An 18770-nucleotide genomic window follows, 5' to 3' on the forward strand; every position below is an offset into this window, starting at 1 on the left:
GTTAAAAGATGAAGCTGAAGATAAAGCTGCTGAAGTGAAAGATGCGGCTGAAGATAAAGCTGTAAAAGCAAAAGAAGCTGTCGAAGATAAAGTTGCTGAATAAAAGATTCGCTTTCAGAGGCAAAAGATGTAATGTCTTCTAAAGTTGAAGCTGCAAAAGATGCCACAGTAAGCGCGGCAGTACAAGTTAAAGATGCTGTGGTTGCAGCAGCTAACTATGTTAAACATGTTGCGGAAAATAAAATGACTGAAGCAAAAGATGCTGTGTGCTCTAAAGCAGAGGAAGTAAAAAATGTAGATTCTGAAACAAAAGATCAATCTGCAGCCGTAAAAAAGTAACTGAAAAGTAAAAGCAATAGTTAAGGATTATTCAAATTAACTGAGTGGGATTGTTCAAAAAAAACACAAAAAAGTGATTTTTTATCTTTACAAAAAATAAAATTTTTATAATGAACTTTTTTACAAATCTTTTAATTTCATTGGGTTATAGTTGTTTTAGAGAGGTATTATAAAAAACTATATCTTTAGAAATGTAAATTTTTTTGGAAGATGTTTTATTTTAAGTTTTTTTTACGTAAACTAGATCACACAAAGCAGATAGCTTTGGATTAATTCTTAATTATAAAATGGAGAATGACAATGAAAAAATCAGTATTAGCCGTATTAGTATTAGGTGCATCTTTAGCCGTAACAGGTTGTTTCGATAAACAAGAAACAGCTCAAAAAGTTGAAGCAGCAAAAGATGCAACAGCAAATGCAGCAACACAAATTAAAGATGCAGCAAAAGAAGCTGCAACTGATGTTAAAGATGCAGCAAAAGAAGTTGCAACTGATGTTAAAAATGCGGCAATTGACGCAAAAGATTCAGCTGCAAATAAAATGGCTGAAACAAAAGAAGCAGTAGCTGATAAAGCTTCTGAAATGAAAGATGCTGCTGCAAATAAAATGGCTGAGGCAAAAGATGCAATGTCTTCTAAAATGGAAGAAGTAAAAAATGCAGCTTCTGAAGCAAAAGATGCTGCAGCAGATAAAGCAGTTGAAATGAAAGATGCTGCAGCAGATAAAATGGCTGAAGCAAAAGAAGCAATGTCTTCTAAAATGGAAGCAGCAAAAAACTCAGTTTCAGAAACAAAAGATGCTGTAGTAGATAAAGCAGCTGAAATGAAAGATGCCGCAGCAGATAAAATGGCTGAAGCAAAAGACGCAATGTCTTCTAAAATGGAAGCAGCAAAAAACTCAGCTTCAGAAACAAAAGATGCTGTAGTAGATAAAGCAGCTGAAATAAAAGATGCGGCAGCGGATAAAGCGGCTGAAGCAAAAGATGCTACATCTGACAAAGCAGCTGAAGTGAAAGATGCTGTGACTAAATAATTAAACTTTTGTAAAATGAAAACCTATCAGAGATTATCTGGTAGGTTTTTCTTTTGGAGCAATAAAATGTTATGTGCAATTTATAAAAGTTTACGTAAACCAGGCTGCTATCTCTATATTTCGAAACGAGATGATTTTTCAGCTGTACCAGACGTATTAATACAAAGTTTTGGTAAGCCTCAGTTTCTTATGCCATTTAATTTGAAAGGAAGCAAACCGCTTGTTCATGTAGATAAAAACGAGGTAATGGAAAAAATTACTCAGCAAGGATTTTATCTCCAAATGCCAAAACAAGATGATGGCTTGTTTAATAGTTTGAGTGAGATCAAATAAGCTTATTATTTTTTCGTAAAAATCTTCAAATATTGCTTTATCTCAATATTTTCTTCAAAAAACTCCTTTAAAATTCATCGCACTTTTAAAAGGAGAATGAAAATGAGTAGTTTCTTTGTGGCAGGTACAGATACCGATGTGGGCAAGACCACCGCCTGCCGTGCCATTATTCAGGCATTACAAGCAAAGGGCGTGCGAATTGTGGGTTATAAGCCAATAGCTTGTAGCTGTGAAGAGGGTATCTATCCTGTCGAAAATCAGTCTAATGAATCCCAAACAGATTATGATGCTGACAATAATTCAGATGTGTTAGCTTTAATGGATGCAACGAATGAGCCCGTATCTTATCAAGAAGTGAATAGCTATACTTTTGCTCATTCCTTGCCGATGCTGACTCGAGATAAATCACGCATTAAATTAAGCAAGATTAATCAAGCCTTAACGATATTAGTTCAAAAATATCAATCTGTTGTCGTGGAAGGTTCATTTGGGTTACTCACACCAATGGCAGAAGGTAAGAGTTTTGCTGATTGGGTTGTTGAGCATAAAATGCCAGTTGTGTTAGTTGTAGGTATTAAAGAAGGCTGTATTAATCATGCATTGCTGACAGCTCAAGTGATTAAACAGCTTGGTGTTCCTTTATTAGGCTGGATTGCAAATCGAATTAACCCTTGTTTAGGGCATTATAAAGAGGTGGTAGATATTTTAGAGGCTCAGATTGATGCGCCTTTGCTAGGTAAAATCCCTTATATTCATAAGCCAGAATCCCAAGAGTTAGGACATTATTTAACGAATATTGATCGTTTGATGTATATGCAAACAGAGTTAGTTAAATAGTAAGTTTGAAATAAAAAGTGCGGTTAAATTTCATTAGATTTAACCGCACTTTTTTTTTATTCTTCGTTTTCTGGAAGTTCTTTTTTCAGGATATCTTCTTCCGCGAGGCTAGATAGGCGAGCAATCGCATTACGGTAAGAGATTTCAAGAGTTTCCCGACTGGTTGCAATAACACCTTGATCTACTAAGAATCCATCATTTACATCATATACCCAGCCATGTAGGGAGAGTTTTTGTCCACGTTCCCAAGCGCTTTTTACGATAGATGTGCGTCCTAGGTTATAAACTTGCTCTGCAACATTTAATTTAGTGAGCATATCTGAACGTTTTTCTGCTGAAAGATTGCCCAATAGATGCCCGTGTTTAAACCAAATATCACGAATGTGGAGCAACCAGTTATTGATCAATCCAAGATCGTGATCTTGCATAGCAGCGTTGATACCGCCACAATTTGTGTGGCCACAAATAATAATATGCTCGATTTTTAGTACATCAACGGCATATTGCACAACCGAAAGACAGTTAAAATCTGTATGAATAACTTGATTGGCCACATTACGATGTACAAATAACTCACCTGGTTCAAGATTTGTGAGTTTTTCAGCTGGAACACGGCTATCAGAGCAGCCAATCCAAAGATAATGAGGTGTTTGGTGATCGGCAAGTTCTTTAAAATAAGTGGAATTTTCTTCTTTCATTCTTTGCGCCCAACTGTAGTTGTTAGCAAAGAGTTGTTTAATTTTGTCCATTTCTACTTTCCTTAATGTGATGTATTTGAAAGATTGATTCAAATACAATAAATGAAATAGGGGATAAATTTATCGCCTAAAATGATGACCGCACTTAAAAGAAAGTGCGGTCAATTTAAACAATATTTTTAGAAATTTGCATTTCTTGGTGCGCGAGGGAATGGAATCACATCGCGAATATTTTGTACGCCAGTTACATAAACAATTAAGCGTTCAAAACCAAGACCGAAACCTGAATGTGGTACAGTACCATATTTACGAAGATCGCGATACCACCAGTAATCTTCAGGATTTAAGCCCATTTCTTCCATACGTTTATCTAATACGTCTAAACGTTCTTCACGTTGTGAACCACCGATGATTTCACCAATTCCTGGGGCGAGAACATCCATTGCCGCAACAGTTTTACCATCGTCATTTAAACGCATGTAGAACGCTTTGATATCTTTCGGATAGTTTTTCACGACAACAGGTGATTTGAAATATTCTTCTGCTAAGAAACGTTCATGTTCAGAAGATAAATCGATACCCCAAGAAACAGGGAATTCGAATTTCTTACCTGATTTTAATAACACGTCGATCGCATCGGTATAGTCGATTTGAGCAAAATCAGAGTTTACGAAGTTTTCTAAACGAGTAATCACATCTTTATCTACGTGTTTTTCAAAGAATTTTAAGTCATCTTTGCGTTCAGCAAGCACGGCACGGAATACGTATTTCAACATGTCTTCTGCTAATTTCGCATTGTCAGCAAGCGTTGCAAACGCAACTTCAGGCTCAACCATCCAGAATTCTGCAAGGTGACGAGTTGTATTTGAATTTTCAGCACGGAATGTAGGACCGAAAGTATAGATTTTGCTTAATGCGCACGCATAAGTCTCACCATTTAATTGGCCAGAAACCGTTAAAAATGATTCTTTACCGAAGAAATCTTGGCTGAAATCAACTTTACCATCTTCACCACGAGGAAGATTTTCTAAATCAAGTGTTGAAACACGGAACATTTCACCCGCACCTTCAGTATCTGAAGCGGTAATTAATGGGGTTGCGACCCAGTAGAAACCTTGTTCATGGAAGAAACGATGAATAGCTTGTGCTAAACAGTGACGAACACGCGCCACGGCACCGATAATATTGGTACGAGGACGTAAGTGAGCTACTTCACGTAAGTATTCAATTGAGTGACGTTTTGCTGCCATTGGATAAGTATCAGGATCTTCTACAAACCCTGTCACTTCTACTTTTTCAGCTTGAAGTTCAACAGTTTGACCTTCAGCAGGTGACTCAACAATGGTACCAGTTACGATAACAGAGCAACCCGTTGTTAAGCGTAATACTTCACTTTCATAATTTTCAATATCGTTATTGACGATGACTTGAATAGGATCAAAGCAAGAGCCGTCATAAACAGCGAGGAAAGAAAGACCCGCTTTAGAATCACGACGAGTACGAACCCAACCGCGTACGGTAACTTTTTCGCCAATAGCGATTTTACCTTGTAACACATCAACAATGGATGCAACTTTAGACATATAAACCTCTGTAATTTATTATAAATTAGGCAATAAAACTGCGTTAGTTTACCTTAAATCGCAAAATTTTCCATAAAAAGTTAGTGTAAATCAGGCTTGCACAGTAAAATAATGCCTTCACTTTATTTAGGAGAAAAACTATGTGGTCTGATATTTTGACCGGCTATGGCATTTTTATTTTGGAGATTTTAACGATTTTACTTGTGATTGCCGCTATTGTCGCAATGATTATTTCAGCAAAACAGCGCAATGCAACACATCATGGTGAATTGGTCGTGACAGATCTTTCGGAAGAATTTAAGGAAACAATAAAGCATTTACGCGACTTCCAGCTTTCAGAAGAAGAACTTAAACAAGCAGAAAAAGCGCAGAAAAAAGTGAAAAAGCAAGAGGCAAAGGCGTTAAAAGCGAAATTAAAAAATGGTGAGAAAGAAACGCCTAAACCTTGTGTTTATGTGCTCGATTTTAAAGGTGATATTTCGGCATCAGAAACGACCGCACTTCGAGAGGAAATTTCGGCGATTATTAATGTAGCAAAAGCCGATGATGAGGTCTTACTACGTTTAGAAAGTCCTGGAGGTGTTGTTCATGGTTATGGTTTGGCCGCCTCGCAGTTAGCTCGCTTAAAACAAAAAGGGATTAAATTAACGGTTGCAGTTGATAAGGTTGCTGCAAGTGGTGGATATATGATGGCTTGTGTGGCAGATAAAATTATTTCCGCACCTTTTGCGATCATCGGTTCTATTGGTGTTGTAGCTCAAATTCCCAATATTCATCGTTTATTGAAAAAACATGATGTCGATGTTGATGTGATGACAGCAGGAGAATTTAAACGCACCGTTACAGTATTAGGTGAAAATACTGAAAAAGGAAAACAGAAATTCCAAGCCGAACTTGAAGAAACTCATCAATTATTTAAACAATTTGTCACTCAAAATCGACCGCACTTAGATGTGGATAAAGTCGCAACTGGTGAGCATTGGTTCGGTCAGCAAGCTCTAGCGCTTCAGCTAGTCGATGAGTTAGCAACTAGCGATGATATTATTCTTGAAAAAATGAAAGATAAGTCTGTGATCGCTGTGAAATATAAAGTGAAAAAGCCACTTTTACAAAAAATAGGTAAGCAAGCTGAAGAGAGTATTGAGGGAATTATCTATCGAAATTTAACAAAAAATGGACAGGATTTTATTCAATAAGAAAAAAATTTACTTATTTGACAACTCTTTACACAACTTTACAAAAAAGTTCCATAAAAAATCATTTTTTAATGTTTTTTTATTTACAAGTTAAAGAATTATGACTACCATACGCTATGAAACTTTTTATAGTTTTATTTGTAAAATTTATAAAGTTTAGTTGTGTAGGTTCTTCTTGCAAGGATTGCACCTTAACAGTAAAAAGGTAAAGAAATGAAATTATCTCGTATTTTATTATCTGCAGTAGCAGTAGCGACAGTTGCTGCTTGTGGTAACTTAAGCAAAGTTACAGAAGCTGGTACTCCAGAATATAAAGAAGTTGATGGTCAACAAGTACCACAACTCGTATGGCCTAAGATTGATAAAGCTGGTTTCAACCATGACGGTAGCCAATTTGGTTCATGGCCAAACTGGGATAACGTTCGTATGATCGAACGTGGTATGAACAAAGACCAATTATATAACCTAATCGGTCGTCCACACTTCTCTGAAGGTTTATACGGTGTTGAAGAGTGGGATTATGCGTTCAACTATCGTGAGAACGGTGTTCACAAAATTTGTCAATACAAAATATTATTTGACAAAAACCACAATGCTCAAAGCTTCTTCTGGTATCCAAACGGTTGTAACGGTAACTCAGCATTTACTTTAAGTGGTGACTTCTTATTCGACTTCGATAAAGATACTTTAACTCCACGTGGTAAAGAAGTTGTTGATAACGTTGCAGCACAATTAAAAGAAACTGGTGCTAAAGAAGTTAAAGTTGCAGGTTATACTGACCGTTTAGGTTCTGATGCTTACAACTTAGATCTTTCTCAACGTCGTGCAAACCGTGTTAAAGCTCGTTTAATTGAAGATGGCGTAACATCTGAAATTACAGCTGTTGGTTACGGTAAAGTGCCACAAGTTAAAGCTTGTAATGGTTACAAACACGCAAGTAAAGCTGAGAAAGACTGTTTACGTCCAAACCGTCGTGTAGAAATCACTGCTTCTGGTTCTGTATTAAAATTACAAGAAGGTGGTCAAGTTAACGGTGGAACTCAAGGTCCAGCACCTCTTTATCAAAAATAATTAGATAGAGAAGACAAAAAGAGCGTAATAAAAATTACGCTCTTTTTTATTTTATGTTAAGAAATTATTCAAGTAAAAGTTCTTCAATCAATTTAGTGGTTAAGTTGATATAACTTCCATTAAAACGATGGCTGAAATTTAGTAAATAATAGAGCTGATAAAGGTGTTTTCTTTCTTCAAAACCTTCTTTATCAAGTGGGAAAGTACGGTCATAAATTTCATAGAATTCAGCTGAGAAAGGTTGGAAAAGCTCACTGAATGCTAAATCGCACTCTCTATCACCCCAGTAGCAAGCAGGATCGTAAGTAAAGGTTTGATTTCCTACAATAGCGGTATTTTCAATCCATAAGTTACCATGTAACAAAGAAGGTTTAGGATTATGTTTTGAAAGTTTGTGTTTTACTTTTTCAATAATTAAATCAATATGACCAAAGTCTAAACCTTTATCTTTGCAGAGTTGTAATTGCCATCCAATACGCTGTTCTGCAAAAAACTTCGCCCAACTTCCATTCCATTTATTTGGCTGATACTCAGGACCAAGCCAAGTATCAAAATCTAATCCATAGTTTTTAGTGCCAGACACTTGATGGAGTTTTGCTAATTCTTCAGCAAAATGTGGCGTTGCATTGGTTTGTTGAGTAATAGGAAGCGCTTCTAATAATAAGAAACTATGGTTTTGAGAACAGCCTACGCCATATACTTGCGGAAGTCGGATTGTATTGGTTTTGCCTAGTAGGTTTAATTGGTCAGCTTCTGCACGAAACATTGAACGATAGGACCGTTCATTCACTTTAACAAAGACCGGTTGGATTCCATCCGTAATGAGCCAAGTTTCATTTACTTCGCCACCAGGCACTTTGTTTTTTTCTTTGATGTTATAGTAAGCACCAAATTGATCAGCTAAGACTTGAGAAATTGATTTCCACATAATACGCCTCCTAGACATGGTCGATTCTTCTTCATTCTAACGAAAGCACTAAAAATTACTGTGATATATCTCAAAAAATAGCAAAAATTTTTGTCATTTTTTATCTGAAACATCAATTCACCAATAAACGCGTGATTTTTTAATGAGTTAGTATTATCATTAGGTGTATTTTAGTTAGAAAAGATAATCAGGGGAAACTATGCAACATCTGAAAGATCTTGTTGAGAAAGCAAAATCGGCGATTGAACAAATCGAAAATAAAAGCTTAACCACATTAGATGAAATTCGTGTGGAATATTTTGGTAAAAAAGGGCATTTCACCCAACTTATGCAAGAATTGCGTAATGTTGCTGCAGAAGAGCGTCCAGCAATGGGCGCTAAAATCAATGAAGCCAAACAAGCAGCATTAGATTTTTTGAATGCTAAAAAAGCAGAGTGGGAACAAGCTGAACTCAATGCGAAATTAGAGAAAGAACGTATTGATGTGAGCCTTCCAGGTCGTAAAACAGAAACAGGTGGTTTACACCCAGTGACCATTACCATCAATCGCGTAACAAAATTCTTTTCAGAGTTAGGTTTTTCTGTGGAAACCGGTCCCGAAATTGAAAGTGATTATTACAATTTCGATGCATTAAATATCCCTAAACATCACCCAGCACGTGCTGATCACGATACATTCTGGTTTAATCCTGAATTATTACTTCGTACACAAACCTCAGGTGTACAAATTCGTACCATGGAAAAAATGCAGCCACCTATTCGTATTATGGCGCCAGGTCGTGTATATCGTAACGACTACGATCAAACGCACACACCAATGTTCCATCAAATTGAATTGCTTTATGTAGATAAAAAAGCAAACTTCACCGAGTTAAAAGGTTTATTACACGATTTCTTACGTGCATTTTTTGAAGAGGATTTACAAGTTCGTTTCCGTCCTTCTTATTTCCCATTTACTGAACCTTCTGCAGAAGTCGATGTAATGGGTAAAAATGGTAAATGGTTAGAAGTATTAGGTTGTGGTATGGTACATCCTAATGTGTTACGTAACGTAGGTATTGATCCAAATGAATATTCTGGCTTCGCTGTAGGCATGGGTGTTGAGCGTTTAACTATGTTACGCTACAACGTCACAGATTTACGTTCATTCTTTGAAAACGACTTACGTTTTTTAAAACAATTTAAGTAATTAACCGTTTGGTTAAATTGACGATAATGATTAATTTAGAACGTAACACGTTCATCAATAAGGGATACAGAGATAATGAAATTTAGCGAAAATTGGGTGAGAGAATGGGTTAATCCATCAATTTCAACAGAGCAGTTATGTGATCAAATCACGATGCTTGGTTTAGAAGTTGATAGTGTTGAAAAAGTAGCAGGCGACTTTACTGGAGTAGTTGTAGGTGAAGTTGTTGAATGTGCACAACACCCAGATGCAGACAAATTACGAGTCACTAAAGTAAATGTTGGTGGCGACCGTTTATTAGATATCGTTTGTGGTGCACCAAATTGCCGTCAAGGTTTAAAAGTGGCATGTGCAACTGAAGGTGCGGTATTACCTGGTGATTTTAAAATTAAGAAGACTAAATTACGTGGCCAACCTTCAGAAGGGATGCTTTGCTCATTCTCTGAATTAGGCATTGATGTAGATGCAGATGGTATTATTGAGCTACCGTTAGATGCACCAGTGGGTACAAATCTACGTGAATATTTAGATTTAGATGATAAAGCCATTGAAATTAGTTTAACGCCAAACCGTGCAGATTGTTTAAGTATTGCAGGTGTTGCACGTGAAGTTGGTGTGGTGAATAAACAAGTTGTTAATCAACCGCACTTTGATGCCGTACCTGCAACGATTTCAGATAAAGTTCAAATTGAATTAAAAGCGCCAGAAGCATGCCCTCGTTATTTATTGCGCGTGGTGAAAAATGTCAATGTTAAAGCGCAATCACCAATTTGGTTACAAGAAAAATTACGTCGTTGTGGTATTCGTTCTATCGATCCTATTGTAGATATTACCAACTATGTTTTACTTGAATTAGGTCAACCAATGCATGCTTTTGATGCATCAAAAGTGTCTCAACCTGTTCAAGTACGTTTAGCTAATAACGGCGAAGAACTTGTTTTATTAGATGGTACAACCGCAAAATTACAATCGAATACTTTAGTGATTGCAGACCAAACAGGCCCATTAGCAATGGCAGGTATCTTTGGTGGTCAAACTAGCGGTGTAGATGCTGAAACAACAAAAGATGTAATTTTAGAAGCAGCATTCTTTGCACCATTAGCGATTGCGGGACGTGCAAGACAATACGGTTTACACACTGATTCTTCACATCGTTTTGAACGCGGTGTTGATTTTACGCTACAACGTCACGCAATAGAACGTGCAACAGCATTGTTACTTGAAATTTGTGGTGGTGAAGCAGGCGAAATTTGTGAAGTCGTGAGCGAGCAATATTTACCAAAAGTCAATGAAGTCACTTTACGTCGTGAAAAATTAGATAGCTTATTAGGCCATCATATCGAAACTGAAACCGTGACCGAGATTTTTGAGCGTTTAGGTTTTGCGGTGAAATATGCTAATGATGTTTGGACCGTGATTTCAGCAAGCTGGCGTTTTGATATTGAAATCGAAGAAGATCTCATTGAAGAAGTAGCACGTATTTATGGCTATAACAGCATTCTAAATAATGCACCATTAGCACATCTTCGTATGCGTGAACATAAAGAGTCTGATTTAGACTTAAGCCGAATTAAGACCGCACTTGTTGACGCAGATTATCAAGAGGCAATTACTTATAGCTTCGTTGATCCAAAAGTACAAACTTTACTTCATCCAGAAATTGAAGCACTTGTATTACCAAATCCAATTTCAGTTGAAATGTCAGCAATGCGCGTTTCATTGTTAAGTGGATTACTCGGTGCAGTACTATACAACCAAAATCGTCAACAAAACCGCGTGCGTTTATTTGAAACAGGACTACGTTTTGTTCCTGATGCCAATGCAGAATTTGGTGTGCGCCAAGAATTTGTTCTTGCAGGTGTGATTACCGGTACAGCAAAATCAGAATGTTGGACAGGTAAAGCAGAAACGGTTGATTTCTTTGATCTTAAAGGTGATTTAGAAAGTATTCTTTCTCTTACCGAAGTGGGTAATCGAGTTAAATTCGTGGCAAAAGCATACAGTGCCTTGCACCCAGGTCAATCTGCATCAATTGAATTAGATGGAAAAGAAATTGGTTTTATTGGAACTATTCATCCACTTATTGCTCAAAAACTAGGATTAAATGGCAAAGCGGTTGTTTTTGAAATTTTATGGGATGCCATTGCAAATCGTCGTGTGGTTCAAGCCAAAGAGATTTCAAAATTCCCAGCGAACCGTCGTGACTTAGCTTTAGTTGTTGCAGATAATGTCCCAGCAGGCGATATTATCGAAGCATGTAAACAAGCCGGCGGAGAAAAATTAACACAAGTCAATTTATTCGACGTATATCAAGGCATTGGCGTTGCTAGCGGACATAAGAGCTTAGCAATCAGTTTAACCATTCAAGATAATGAAAAAACGCTTGAAGATGATGAGATTAATGCGGTAATCTCTGCTGTATTAAACGAAGTTAAACAACGCTTTAATGCAGAGCTTAGAGACTAAACAGGAGACTAACATGGCAACGATTACAAAAATTGATATTACTGAATACTTATTAGATAAGTATCAATTACAAAAAGCGGAAGCTAAAGCATTAGTGGAAGACTTTTTTGAGGAAATTCGTTTATCGTTAGAATCTGGTGGTGAAGTGAAATTATCCGGTTTTGGTAATTTTGAACTTCGTAATAAAGCTTCCCGTCCAGGGCGTAATCCAAAAACAGGTGAAAGCATTCCTGTTTCTGCGCGCCGTGTAGTGGCATTCAAGCCAGGACAAAAATTACGTGCTCGCGTGGAAAATACCAAGCCAAAACAATAGTAAGAAAAGTGCGGTCGTTTTTGACCGCACTTTTGTCAGGGTTGAACATGAATAAGATTAAATGTGCTTTTTTAGTCGCAGGAAGTTTTTTGCTTTTTGCTTGTTCAAGTGGTGTTCGTGAAGAATATGCCATGAACTATAAAGGTCAGATTGGTGATCCGATTATAGCCATTGCCATGTTAAGCGAACAACAATATGAATGGGCGGGGACACCTTATATTTTAGGTGGGCAATCTCGAGATGGTATTGATTGTTCTGGTTTTGTGCAAAAGACCTTTATTGATCGTTTTAATATCAACCTTCCTCGAACTACGAAAGATCAAGCGGGTTACGGAAAACTTGTTCGTAAAGAAGATATCCAAACAGGCGATTTAATTTTCTTTAAAACGGGACGCGGACCAAATGGCTATCATGTTGGGATTTATGTGAAAGAAGATAAATTTTTACATGCTTCAACCAAAGGTGGTGTGATTTACTCTTCGATGAATAGCCCTTATTGGAAAAAAGCTTTTTGGCAAGTTAGACGAGTATAGTGGAAATAAAAAAGTGCGGTTAATTTTAACCGCACTTTTTCTTTATGGATTTGTTGTAGGGCGAATGCCTAATGTGTGGCAAATCGCATAAGTGAGTTCACTACGATTTAATGTGTAGAAGTGGAAGTCATTTACGCCTTCACGAGAAAGGATTTTTACCATATCCATTGCCACACTCGCCGCGACGAGATTGCGAGTAGTCGGATCATCATCTAATCCCTCATACGCTTTAGCCAACCATGCTGGAATTTTTACATTCGTAAATGATGCCATTTTTTGAAGTTGTTTGAAGTTAGTGACAGGGAGAATACCCGGAACAATTTCAGCCTCAATACCAATGGATGCACAGCGGTCACGGAAGCGAAGATAACTATCAATATCAAAGAAGAATTGAGTAATGACATGATTAGCGCCTGCATCAATTTTACGCTTCAAATTGATTAAATCTGCTTGTGCTGATTTTGCTTCAGGGTGAACCTCTGGGTATGCTGCAACCGAGATATCAAAATCAGCTACGGAGCGGAGTAGTTCAACTAAATCAGCCGCATAGAAAGGTTTTTTCGCATAGCCTTTGGGCTCATCACCGCGTAATGCCACAATGCGACGAATACCGCTATCCCAATAATCTTTTGCAATTTCTTTTAATTCTTCAGGTGTGGCATCAATACCTGTTAAATGTGGTGCAGCTTCTATGCCTGTTTCTGCTTTAATGGCTTTCACGATGCTATGTGTACGATCACGCTCGCCAGAGTTTGCGCCATAAGTGACGGAAACAAATTTAGGATTTAATACTTTTAAGCGATGGATAGAATCCCAAAGCATGCTTTCCATTTTTTCATTTTTAGGAGGAAAGAACTCAAAGGAGACATTAATTTTTTTGTTAGTATCAGCAAGATGTTGATTTAATGTGTTAATTTCGTTTGCGTAGCTCATAGCATGCCTTCTTACGTTTTTTATTAGAATGCACTTATCATAAGATAAGAACTAATATGCGTCAATTTCAATGATTTCATCAAAATAATGAATGAAATTAATGATTGTTTATTGTGCGTTGTATTTTAAAAGAAAATCAATTTATTTGCACAAAAAGTTAGCATTTTTTCTAAAAATAGGTATAATACGCCGACCCTGTAAATGCACGGATTCCCACCGTGCATTATTTTATCGAGATCACACTCGAAGGGGTGGAGATTAAGATTAATGGTTGTGTTTCAATCAATATGGAACACTGGGTATCAAACTTATATTTTGGTAATTAATTAATGAAAACTTTTGTAGCAAAACCGGAAACAGTAAAACGTGACTGGTATGTGGTAGATGCGACAGGTAAAACTTTAGGTCGTTTAGCTACTGAATTAGCACGCCGTCTTCGTGGTAAACACAAGGCTGAGTACACTCCACACGTAGATACTGGTGATTACATCATCGTTATCAACGCAGACAAAGTGGCAGTAACTGGTCGTAAAGAAACAGATAAACTTTACTACTGGCACACTGGCTATGTAGGTGGTATCAAACAAGCGACTTTCAAAGAAATGATCGCTCGCCGTCCTGAAGCGGTGATTGAAATTGCGGTTAAAGGTATGTTGCCAAAAGGTCCATTAGGCCGTGCAATGTTCCGTAAATTAAAAGTGTATGCGGGTGCAGAACACCAACACGCAGCACAACAACCACAAGTATTAGACATTTAATCACGAGGTTTAGGAAATGGCAGAGAATCAAAACTACGGCACTGGTCGCCGCAAAAGCTCTTCAGCTCGTGTATTTATCAAACCGGGCAGTGGTAAAATCACTATCAACCAACGTGAATTAGACGTATATTTCGGTCGCGAAACAGCTCGTATGATCGTACGTCAACCGTTAGAATTAGTGGAATTAACTGATAAATTAGACCTATACATCACTGTTAAAGGTGGTGGTATTTCTGGTCAAGCGGGTGCAATCCGTCACGGTATCACTCGTGCATTAATGGAATATGATGAGACTTTACGTCCTGCTCTTCGTGCAGCTGGCTTCGTTACTCGTGACGCACGTCGCGTTGAACGTAAAAAAGTTGGTTTACACAAAGCACGTCGTCGTCCACAATACTCCAAACGTTAATTTTTTATTATCGTTTCAAGAAAGCAGAGAGCAATCTCTGCTTTTTTTGTGTCTGTAAAAAATAAATTAATTAAAAATTACCATTCTTTGATTTCTTGTTATGTATTTGTAATTGATTGATTTTAAAACAAAAACAAGAAAATATTGGCAATTTGGCTCTCGGTTATGTTAAAATAATCGCCCACTTTTAGTAGAAGTATATAGATTATTTTGGATCTTCGGAGGAATAAATGTCCAATGCATCAAGTAAACGTTCAGTAATGACTCTTTTTTCAAATAAAAATGACATTTACTGCCATCAGGTAAAAATTGTCTTAGCTGAAAAAGGTGTCGCTTACGAAAACGAAGAAGTTGATTTGCAAGCATTATCAGAAGATTTAATGGAATTAAATCCTTACGGCACATTACCAACATTGGTGGATCGTGATTTAGTATTATTTAGCTCACGCATTATTATGGAATATCTTGATGAGCGTTTTCCACATCCTCCACTTATGCCAGTTTATCCCGTTTCTCGTGCGAAAAGCCGTCTTTTAATGTTACGTATCGAACAAGATTGGTATCCAACATTAGAAATTGCTGAAAAAGGCACAGAAGTTGAACGTGAAGAAGCATTAAAACAGTTAAAAGAAGAATTGCTAGCGGTATCGGTTATCTTCCAACAAACTCCTTATTTTATGAGCGAAGAGTTTGGCTTGGTTGATTGCTATGTTGCACCATTATTATGGAAACTACGTAATATGGGCGTTGAATTTAGCGGTACAGGAAGCAAAGCAATCAAAGGCTATATGGATCGAGTATTTAGCCGTGATTCATTCTTACAATCTGTAGGTGAAGCTGCACCTAAAAATTTAATGGATGATAAATAATGACCCATACACCTTCTCCAAAACGCCCTTATTTACTAAGAGCCTATTATGATTGGTTAGTGGATAACGATTTCACCCCATATTTAGTGGTGGATGCTAATTATTATGGTACCAATGTGCCTGTGGAATACGTGAAAGATGGGCAAATCGTCTTAAATCTTTCTGCTGGGGCGACAGGGAATTTGCAATTAACGAATGATTTTATTCAGTTTAATGCGCGTTTTAAAGGTGTTGCTCGTGAGTTATATATTCCGATGGGCGCAGCTTTAGCTATTTATGCACGTGAAAATGGTGATGGCGTGATGTTTGAGCCAGAAGAAATTTACGATGAATTAAATCGTGAGCCAACATCAGAACAGCCATTAAGCTTTGCAGAAGCGGTAGATAAGCCTAAAACTGAAAAGAAACCACAGAAATCAGCATCTCATTTACGAATTGTGGATTAATGAAAGAAAAATAAAAGTGCGGTTAATTTTAACCGCACTTTTTTTATTTATTATTTGGTTGCAGCTTTCATATTGCGAACAAATTCGGCTAGTTCAGATAAGCACTGAGCCTGATTATCTAAGTTTCGCTCAATAATTTTTACAGTTGCAGAACCAGAAATCGCGCCTGCTGCACCTAGTTGAAGGGCTTCTTTCACTTGAGCAGGTTGAGCAATACCAAAACCTTGTAGAATTGGTGGAGCCTTGTGGGCTTTAAGTTGTTCTACAAGTGTATCTAAGTTTGCGGCATGAGCTTGATTCTCTGCACTTGTTACACCTGCACGAGAAACTAAATAGGTATAGCCTTCGCTGCTTTCAGCAACGCCTTGTACTGTTTTTGCATTAGCATTTGGTGGGCAAATAAAGACAGGTTGAATGCCATGCTTTTTAGCGGCTTGAATATAGTCTTCTTTTGCCAATAGTGGAATATCTGCCACTAAAACCGCATCTACACCGACTTCTGCACAACGTTGATAGAAATTATCTAAGCCTTTTGCAAAAATTAAATTCGCACAAAGGAGTAAGCTAATCGGAATTTCTGGATATTTTGACCGCACTTTAGCGAGTAATTTAAAGCTGTCTTCAGTGCTATGGCCCGCATTGAGTGCACGGTTATTAGCTGCCTGGATAACGGGACCGTCTAATAGTGGATCAGAAAATGGAAAGCCTAATTCCAAAGCATCTGCGCCATTTTCGACTAAAGTGCAAATAATCTCAAAAGAGCGATCAAATGTTGGATCGCATAATGTCACGAAAGGTACAAAAGCCCCTTCTTTTTTCGCTGCAAGTTCTGCAAATTTAGTTTCAAAACGGCTCATTATTGCATTCCTTTTTCTTTTAAAACTTTATCAACGGTGAAAATATCTTTATCTCCACGACCAGAGAGATTCACCACTAAAATTTGTTCTTTATTCGGTTCTTGATGAATCATTTTTAATGCATGTGCTAATGCATGCGAACTTTCCAATGCAGGAATAATGCCTTCATGTTTTGCTAATTCTTGGAAAGCATTTAACGCTTCATCATCTGTAATACTTGGGTATTCGGCACGACCAATGCTTTGTAAATAAGCATGTTGAGGCCCTACAGAAGGGAAGTCTAATCCAGCAGAAATAGAGTAGGATTCTTCTACTTGACCATCTTCAGTTTGCATTAACGGTGATTTCATACCGAAATAAATACCGACTTTTGCATGACCTAATGGTGCACCATGTTCACCACTTTCAATGCCGTGACCAGCGGGTTCTACACCAATTAAGCGTACACTTTTTTCATCAATAAAGTCAGTAAACATACCAATCGCATTCGAACCACCACCAACTGCAGCAATGACAGCATCCGGTAAGCGCCCTTCTTTTTCTAAGATTTGACGTTTAGTTTCTTCACCAATCATTTTTTGGAATTCACGTACAATGGTTGGGAATGGATGAGGGCCTGCCGCCGTACCCAATAAATAATGGGTGTTTTCATAGTTGGCTGACCAATCACGCATTGCTTCACAGCATGCATCTTTCAACGAGCAAGAACCTTTTTGTACAGGAATTACTTCAGCACCCATTAAACGCATACGGAATACGTTTGGTGATTGGCGTTCCACGTCTTTAGCCCCCATGTAAACACGGCAAGGCATATCTAACATTGCACAAGCAAGGGCTGTCGCCACACCATGTTGGCCCGCACCGGTTTCGGCGATAATGCGTGTTTTACCCATGCGTTTCGCTAATAAAATTTGACCTAACACTTGGTTGGTTTTATGGGCACCACCGTGAAGTAAATCTTCACGTTTTAAATAAATTTTTGCTTTTGTACCTTTGGTTAAATTACGGCAAAGGGTAAGTGCGGTTGGTCTGCCCGCATAATTTTTAAGTAAATCTTGAAATTCACGTTGGAATTCAGGATCGTCTTTTGCTTCAACAAAGGCTTTTTCTAGCTGTTGTAGTACCGGTACGAGAATTTCCGGTACATACATTCCGCCAAATTCACCGAAATAAGGATTTAAAAGGGTTTCTGACATAATATTTCCTTGTTATTTTTGAATTCTTGCGACATTAAGTGGTGCAAAGGTTTGTGCAGTAGGCATCACTTCAATGCGATTAATATTGACATGTTCAGGTTGTTGATTGAGCCATAACACAATATTAGCAATATCTTGTGGGCTGACATATTCTACATTTTCATAGAGTTTTTTAGCTCGGGCATCATCACCTTTAAAGCGGATATTAGAAAATTCAGTTCCACCACAAAGACCGGGTTCAACATTGGACACGCGAATTTGTGTACCAGCAAGATCGGCTCGAAGATTTAAACTAAATTGTTTAATAAAAGCTTTAGTGCCACCGTATACATTGCCACCTGGATAAGGATAAGTACCTGCAATTGAGCCTAAATTAATAATATGGCCTGAATTGCGTTCAACCATTTGGGGTAACACAAGACGAGTAATGGTGACGAGTCCTTTAATATTGGTATCAATCATTTGCATCCAATCGTCTAAACTCGCTTTATCTGCACTTTCTAAGCCTAATGCTAATCCTGCATTATTCACCAATAAATCAATGGATTGCCAAGTAGCGGGAAGGGAATGGAAAGCATCTTCTGTTGCTTGGCGATCTGAAATATCAAAGGCAAGAAAGTAGAAGTTTTCACCTAATTCTTGTTGTAATTGTTCTAAACGAGCTACGCGGCGCCCCGTGCCAATTACACGATAGCCATTTTCAATGAGTGTGCGACAAATTGCCGCACCAAATCCGGCAGTTGCGCCGGTTACTAACGCTGTTCTTTGCATAATGCTTCCCCTT

The 18770-nt window shown here is 37.7% G+C and carries 21 protein-coding genes; 14 read left to right on the plus strand and 7 right to left on the minus strand.

The genetic code is table 11. The features are described from left to right. Nucleotides 1-132 precede the first annotated feature (132 nt). The 4 genes from ADA56_RS00465 to bioD all read left to right on the plus strand — a co-directional run bounded on the left by ADA56_RS00465 (nucleotide 133) and on the right by bioD (nucleotide 2541). Nucleotides 133-339 carry a hypothetical protein gene (locus tag ADA56_RS00465; protein WP_049365434.1) on the plus strand — a complete coding sequence of 69 codons (207 nt, stop codon included), beginning with the start codon at nucleotides 133-135 and terminating at the stop codon, nucleotides 337-339. Nucleotides 340-639: 300 nt separating this feature from the next. Beyond that, complete coding sequence (locus ADA56_RS00470; protein ID WP_065420060.1) at nucleotides 640-1371, plus strand: histone; 732 nt, start codon at nucleotides 640-642, stop codon at nucleotides 1369-1371. 66 nt (nucleotides 1372-1437) lie between these two features. Further along, entirely contained in the window at nucleotides 1438-1704 is a 267-nt protein-coding gene (locus tag ADA56_RS00475) for a YcgL domain-containing protein (protein WP_049368719.1), read from the plus strand. A gap of 102 nt (nucleotides 1705-1806) precedes the next feature. Then, a complete protein-coding gene (gene bioD / locus ADA56_RS00480; protein ID WP_049365439.1) occupies nucleotides 1807-2541 on the plus strand; it encodes a dethiobiotin synthase in 735 nt (244 codons plus the stop codon). Nucleotides 2542-2597: 56 nt separating this feature from the next. On the opposite strand, the gene can is transcribed toward bioD, so the two are convergent. Beyond that, nucleotides 2598-3290 (minus strand): carbonate dehydratase, encoded by a 693-nt coding sequence (gene can / locus ADA56_RS00485; protein ID WP_049365440.1) that lies wholly within the window; start codon nucleotides 3288-3290, stop codon nucleotides 2598-2600. Nucleotides 3291-3418: 128 nt separating this feature from the next. Beyond that, nucleotides 3419-4822 carry an asparagine--tRNA ligase gene (gene asnS / locus ADA56_RS00490; protein ID WP_049368720.1) on the minus strand — a complete coding sequence of 468 codons (1404 nt, stop codon included), beginning with the start codon at nucleotides 4820-4822 and terminating at the stop codon, nucleotides 3419-3421. A 140-nt stretch (nucleotides 4823-4962) separates the two neighbouring features. Between asnS and sohB the strand changes: the two genes are divergently transcribed. Then, the gene (gene sohB / locus ADA56_RS00495) at nucleotides 4963-6018 is read left to right on the plus strand and encodes a protease SohB (RefSeq protein ID WP_049368721.1); all 1056 of its coding nucleotides are present in this window, start codon (nucleotides 4963-4965) and stop codon (nucleotides 6016-6018) included. Nucleotides 6019-6231: 213 nt separating this feature from the next. Next, nucleotides 6232-7089, plus strand: coding sequence for an OmpA family protein (locus ADA56_RS00500; RefSeq protein ID WP_049365443.1), 858 nt, complete (start codon nucleotides 6232-6234; stop codon nucleotides 7087-7089). Between the two features lie 64 nt (nucleotides 7090-7153). Here ADA56_RS00500 and ADA56_RS00505 read toward each other — a convergent pair whose 3' ends face one another. Next, nucleotides 7154-8017: a fructosamine kinase family protein gene (locus ADA56_RS00505; protein ID WP_049368722.1), complete on the minus strand. Its 864-nt coding sequence runs from the start codon at nucleotides 8015-8017 to the stop codon at nucleotides 7154-7156. A gap of 199 nt (nucleotides 8018-8216) precedes the next feature. On the opposite strand from ADA56_RS00505, the gene pheS reads away from it, so the two are divergent. The 4 genes from pheS to ADA56_RS00525 all read left to right on the plus strand — a co-directional run bounded on the left by pheS (nucleotide 8217) and on the right by ADA56_RS00525 (nucleotide 12518). Next, entirely contained in the window at nucleotides 8217-9206 is a 990-nt protein-coding gene (gene pheS, locus ADA56_RS00510) for a phenylalanine--tRNA ligase subunit alpha (protein WP_049365446.1), read from the plus strand. A gap of 75 nt (nucleotides 9207-9281) precedes the next feature. After that, entirely contained in the window at nucleotides 9282-11672 is a 2391-nt protein-coding gene (gene pheT, locus ADA56_RS00515) for a phenylalanine--tRNA ligase subunit beta (RefSeq protein ID WP_049368723.1), read from the plus strand. 13 nt (nucleotides 11673-11685) lie between these two features. Further along, entirely contained in the window at nucleotides 11686-11985 is a 300-nt protein-coding gene (locus ADA56_RS00520; protein WP_005697518.1) for an integration host factor subunit alpha, read from the plus strand. A gap of 47 nt (nucleotides 11986-12032) precedes the next feature. Further along, entirely contained in the window at nucleotides 12033-12518 is a 486-nt protein-coding gene (locus ADA56_RS00525) for a C40 family peptidase (RefSeq protein ID WP_049368724.1), read from the plus strand. Nucleotides 12519-12560: 42 nt separating this feature from the next. Here the strand turns inward: ADA56_RS00525 and metF are convergent, their stop codons facing one another. Further along, nucleotides 12561-13451 (minus strand): methylenetetrahydrofolate reductase, encoded by an 891-nt coding sequence (gene metF, locus ADA56_RS00530; protein ID WP_005697527.1) that lies wholly within the window; start codon nucleotides 13449-13451, stop codon nucleotides 12561-12563. Between the two features lie 329 nt (nucleotides 13452-13780). On the opposite strand from metF, the gene rplM reads away from it, so the two are divergent. The 4 genes from rplM to ADA56_RS00550 all read left to right on the plus strand — a co-directional run bounded on the left by rplM (nucleotide 13781) and on the right by ADA56_RS00550 (nucleotide 15933). After that, on the plus strand, nucleotides 13781-14209 hold the full coding sequence (gene rplM, locus ADA56_RS00535) for a 50S ribosomal protein L13 (protein ID WP_005628896.1): 429 nt from the start codon (nucleotides 13781-13783) through the stop codon (nucleotides 14207-14209). Between the two features lie 16 nt (nucleotides 14210-14225). Further along, complete coding sequence (rpsI, locus tag ADA56_RS00540; RefSeq protein WP_005696173.1) at nucleotides 14226-14618, plus strand: 30S ribosomal protein S9; 393 nt, start codon at nucleotides 14226-14228, stop codon at nucleotides 14616-14618. 230 nt (nucleotides 14619-14848) lie between these two features. Then, entirely contained in the window at nucleotides 14849-15487 is a 639-nt protein-coding gene (sspA, locus tag ADA56_RS00545) for a stringent starvation protein SspA (RefSeq protein WP_005696172.1), read from the plus strand. Further along, nucleotides 15487-15933, plus strand: a complete 447-nt coding sequence (locus tag ADA56_RS00550) for a ClpXP protease specificity-enhancing factor (protein ID WP_049368725.1) — start codon at nucleotides 15487-15489, stop codon at nucleotides 15931-15933. Before sspA ends, ADA56_RS00550 begins: the two co-directional genes overlap by 1 nt. Before the next feature lie 50 nt (nucleotides 15934-15983). Here the strand turns inward: ADA56_RS00550 and trpA are convergent, their stop codons facing one another. Genes trpA through ADA56_RS00565 form a run of 3 tightly spaced genes read right to left on the minus strand, consistent with a single transcriptional unit; the run spans nucleotide 15984 to nucleotide 18757 of the window. Continuing rightward, nucleotides 15984-16790 carry a tryptophan synthase subunit alpha gene (gene trpA, locus ADA56_RS00555; protein ID WP_049368726.1) on the minus strand — a complete coding sequence of 269 codons (807 nt, stop codon included), beginning with the start codon at nucleotides 16788-16790 and terminating at the stop codon, nucleotides 15984-15986. Next, entirely contained in the window at nucleotides 16790-17986 is a 1197-nt protein-coding gene (gene trpB / locus ADA56_RS00560; protein ID WP_049368727.1) for a tryptophan synthase subunit beta, read from the minus strand. Before trpB ends, trpA begins: the two co-directional genes overlap by 1 nt. A 12-nt stretch (nucleotides 17987-17998) precedes the next feature. Further along, nucleotides 17999-18757, minus strand: coding sequence for an SDR family oxidoreductase (locus tag ADA56_RS00565; protein WP_049368728.1), 759 nt, complete (start codon nucleotides 18755-18757; stop codon nucleotides 17999-18001). Between the last annotated feature and the right edge of the window lie 13 nt (nucleotides 18758-18770).

Source organism: Parahaemophilus parainfluenzae, assembly GCF_001055095.1.
In the GTDB taxonomy this organism is placed as follows: domain Bacteria; phylum Pseudomonadota; class Gammaproteobacteria; order Enterobacterales; family Pasteurellaceae; genus Haemophilus_D; species Haemophilus_D parainfluenzae_Z.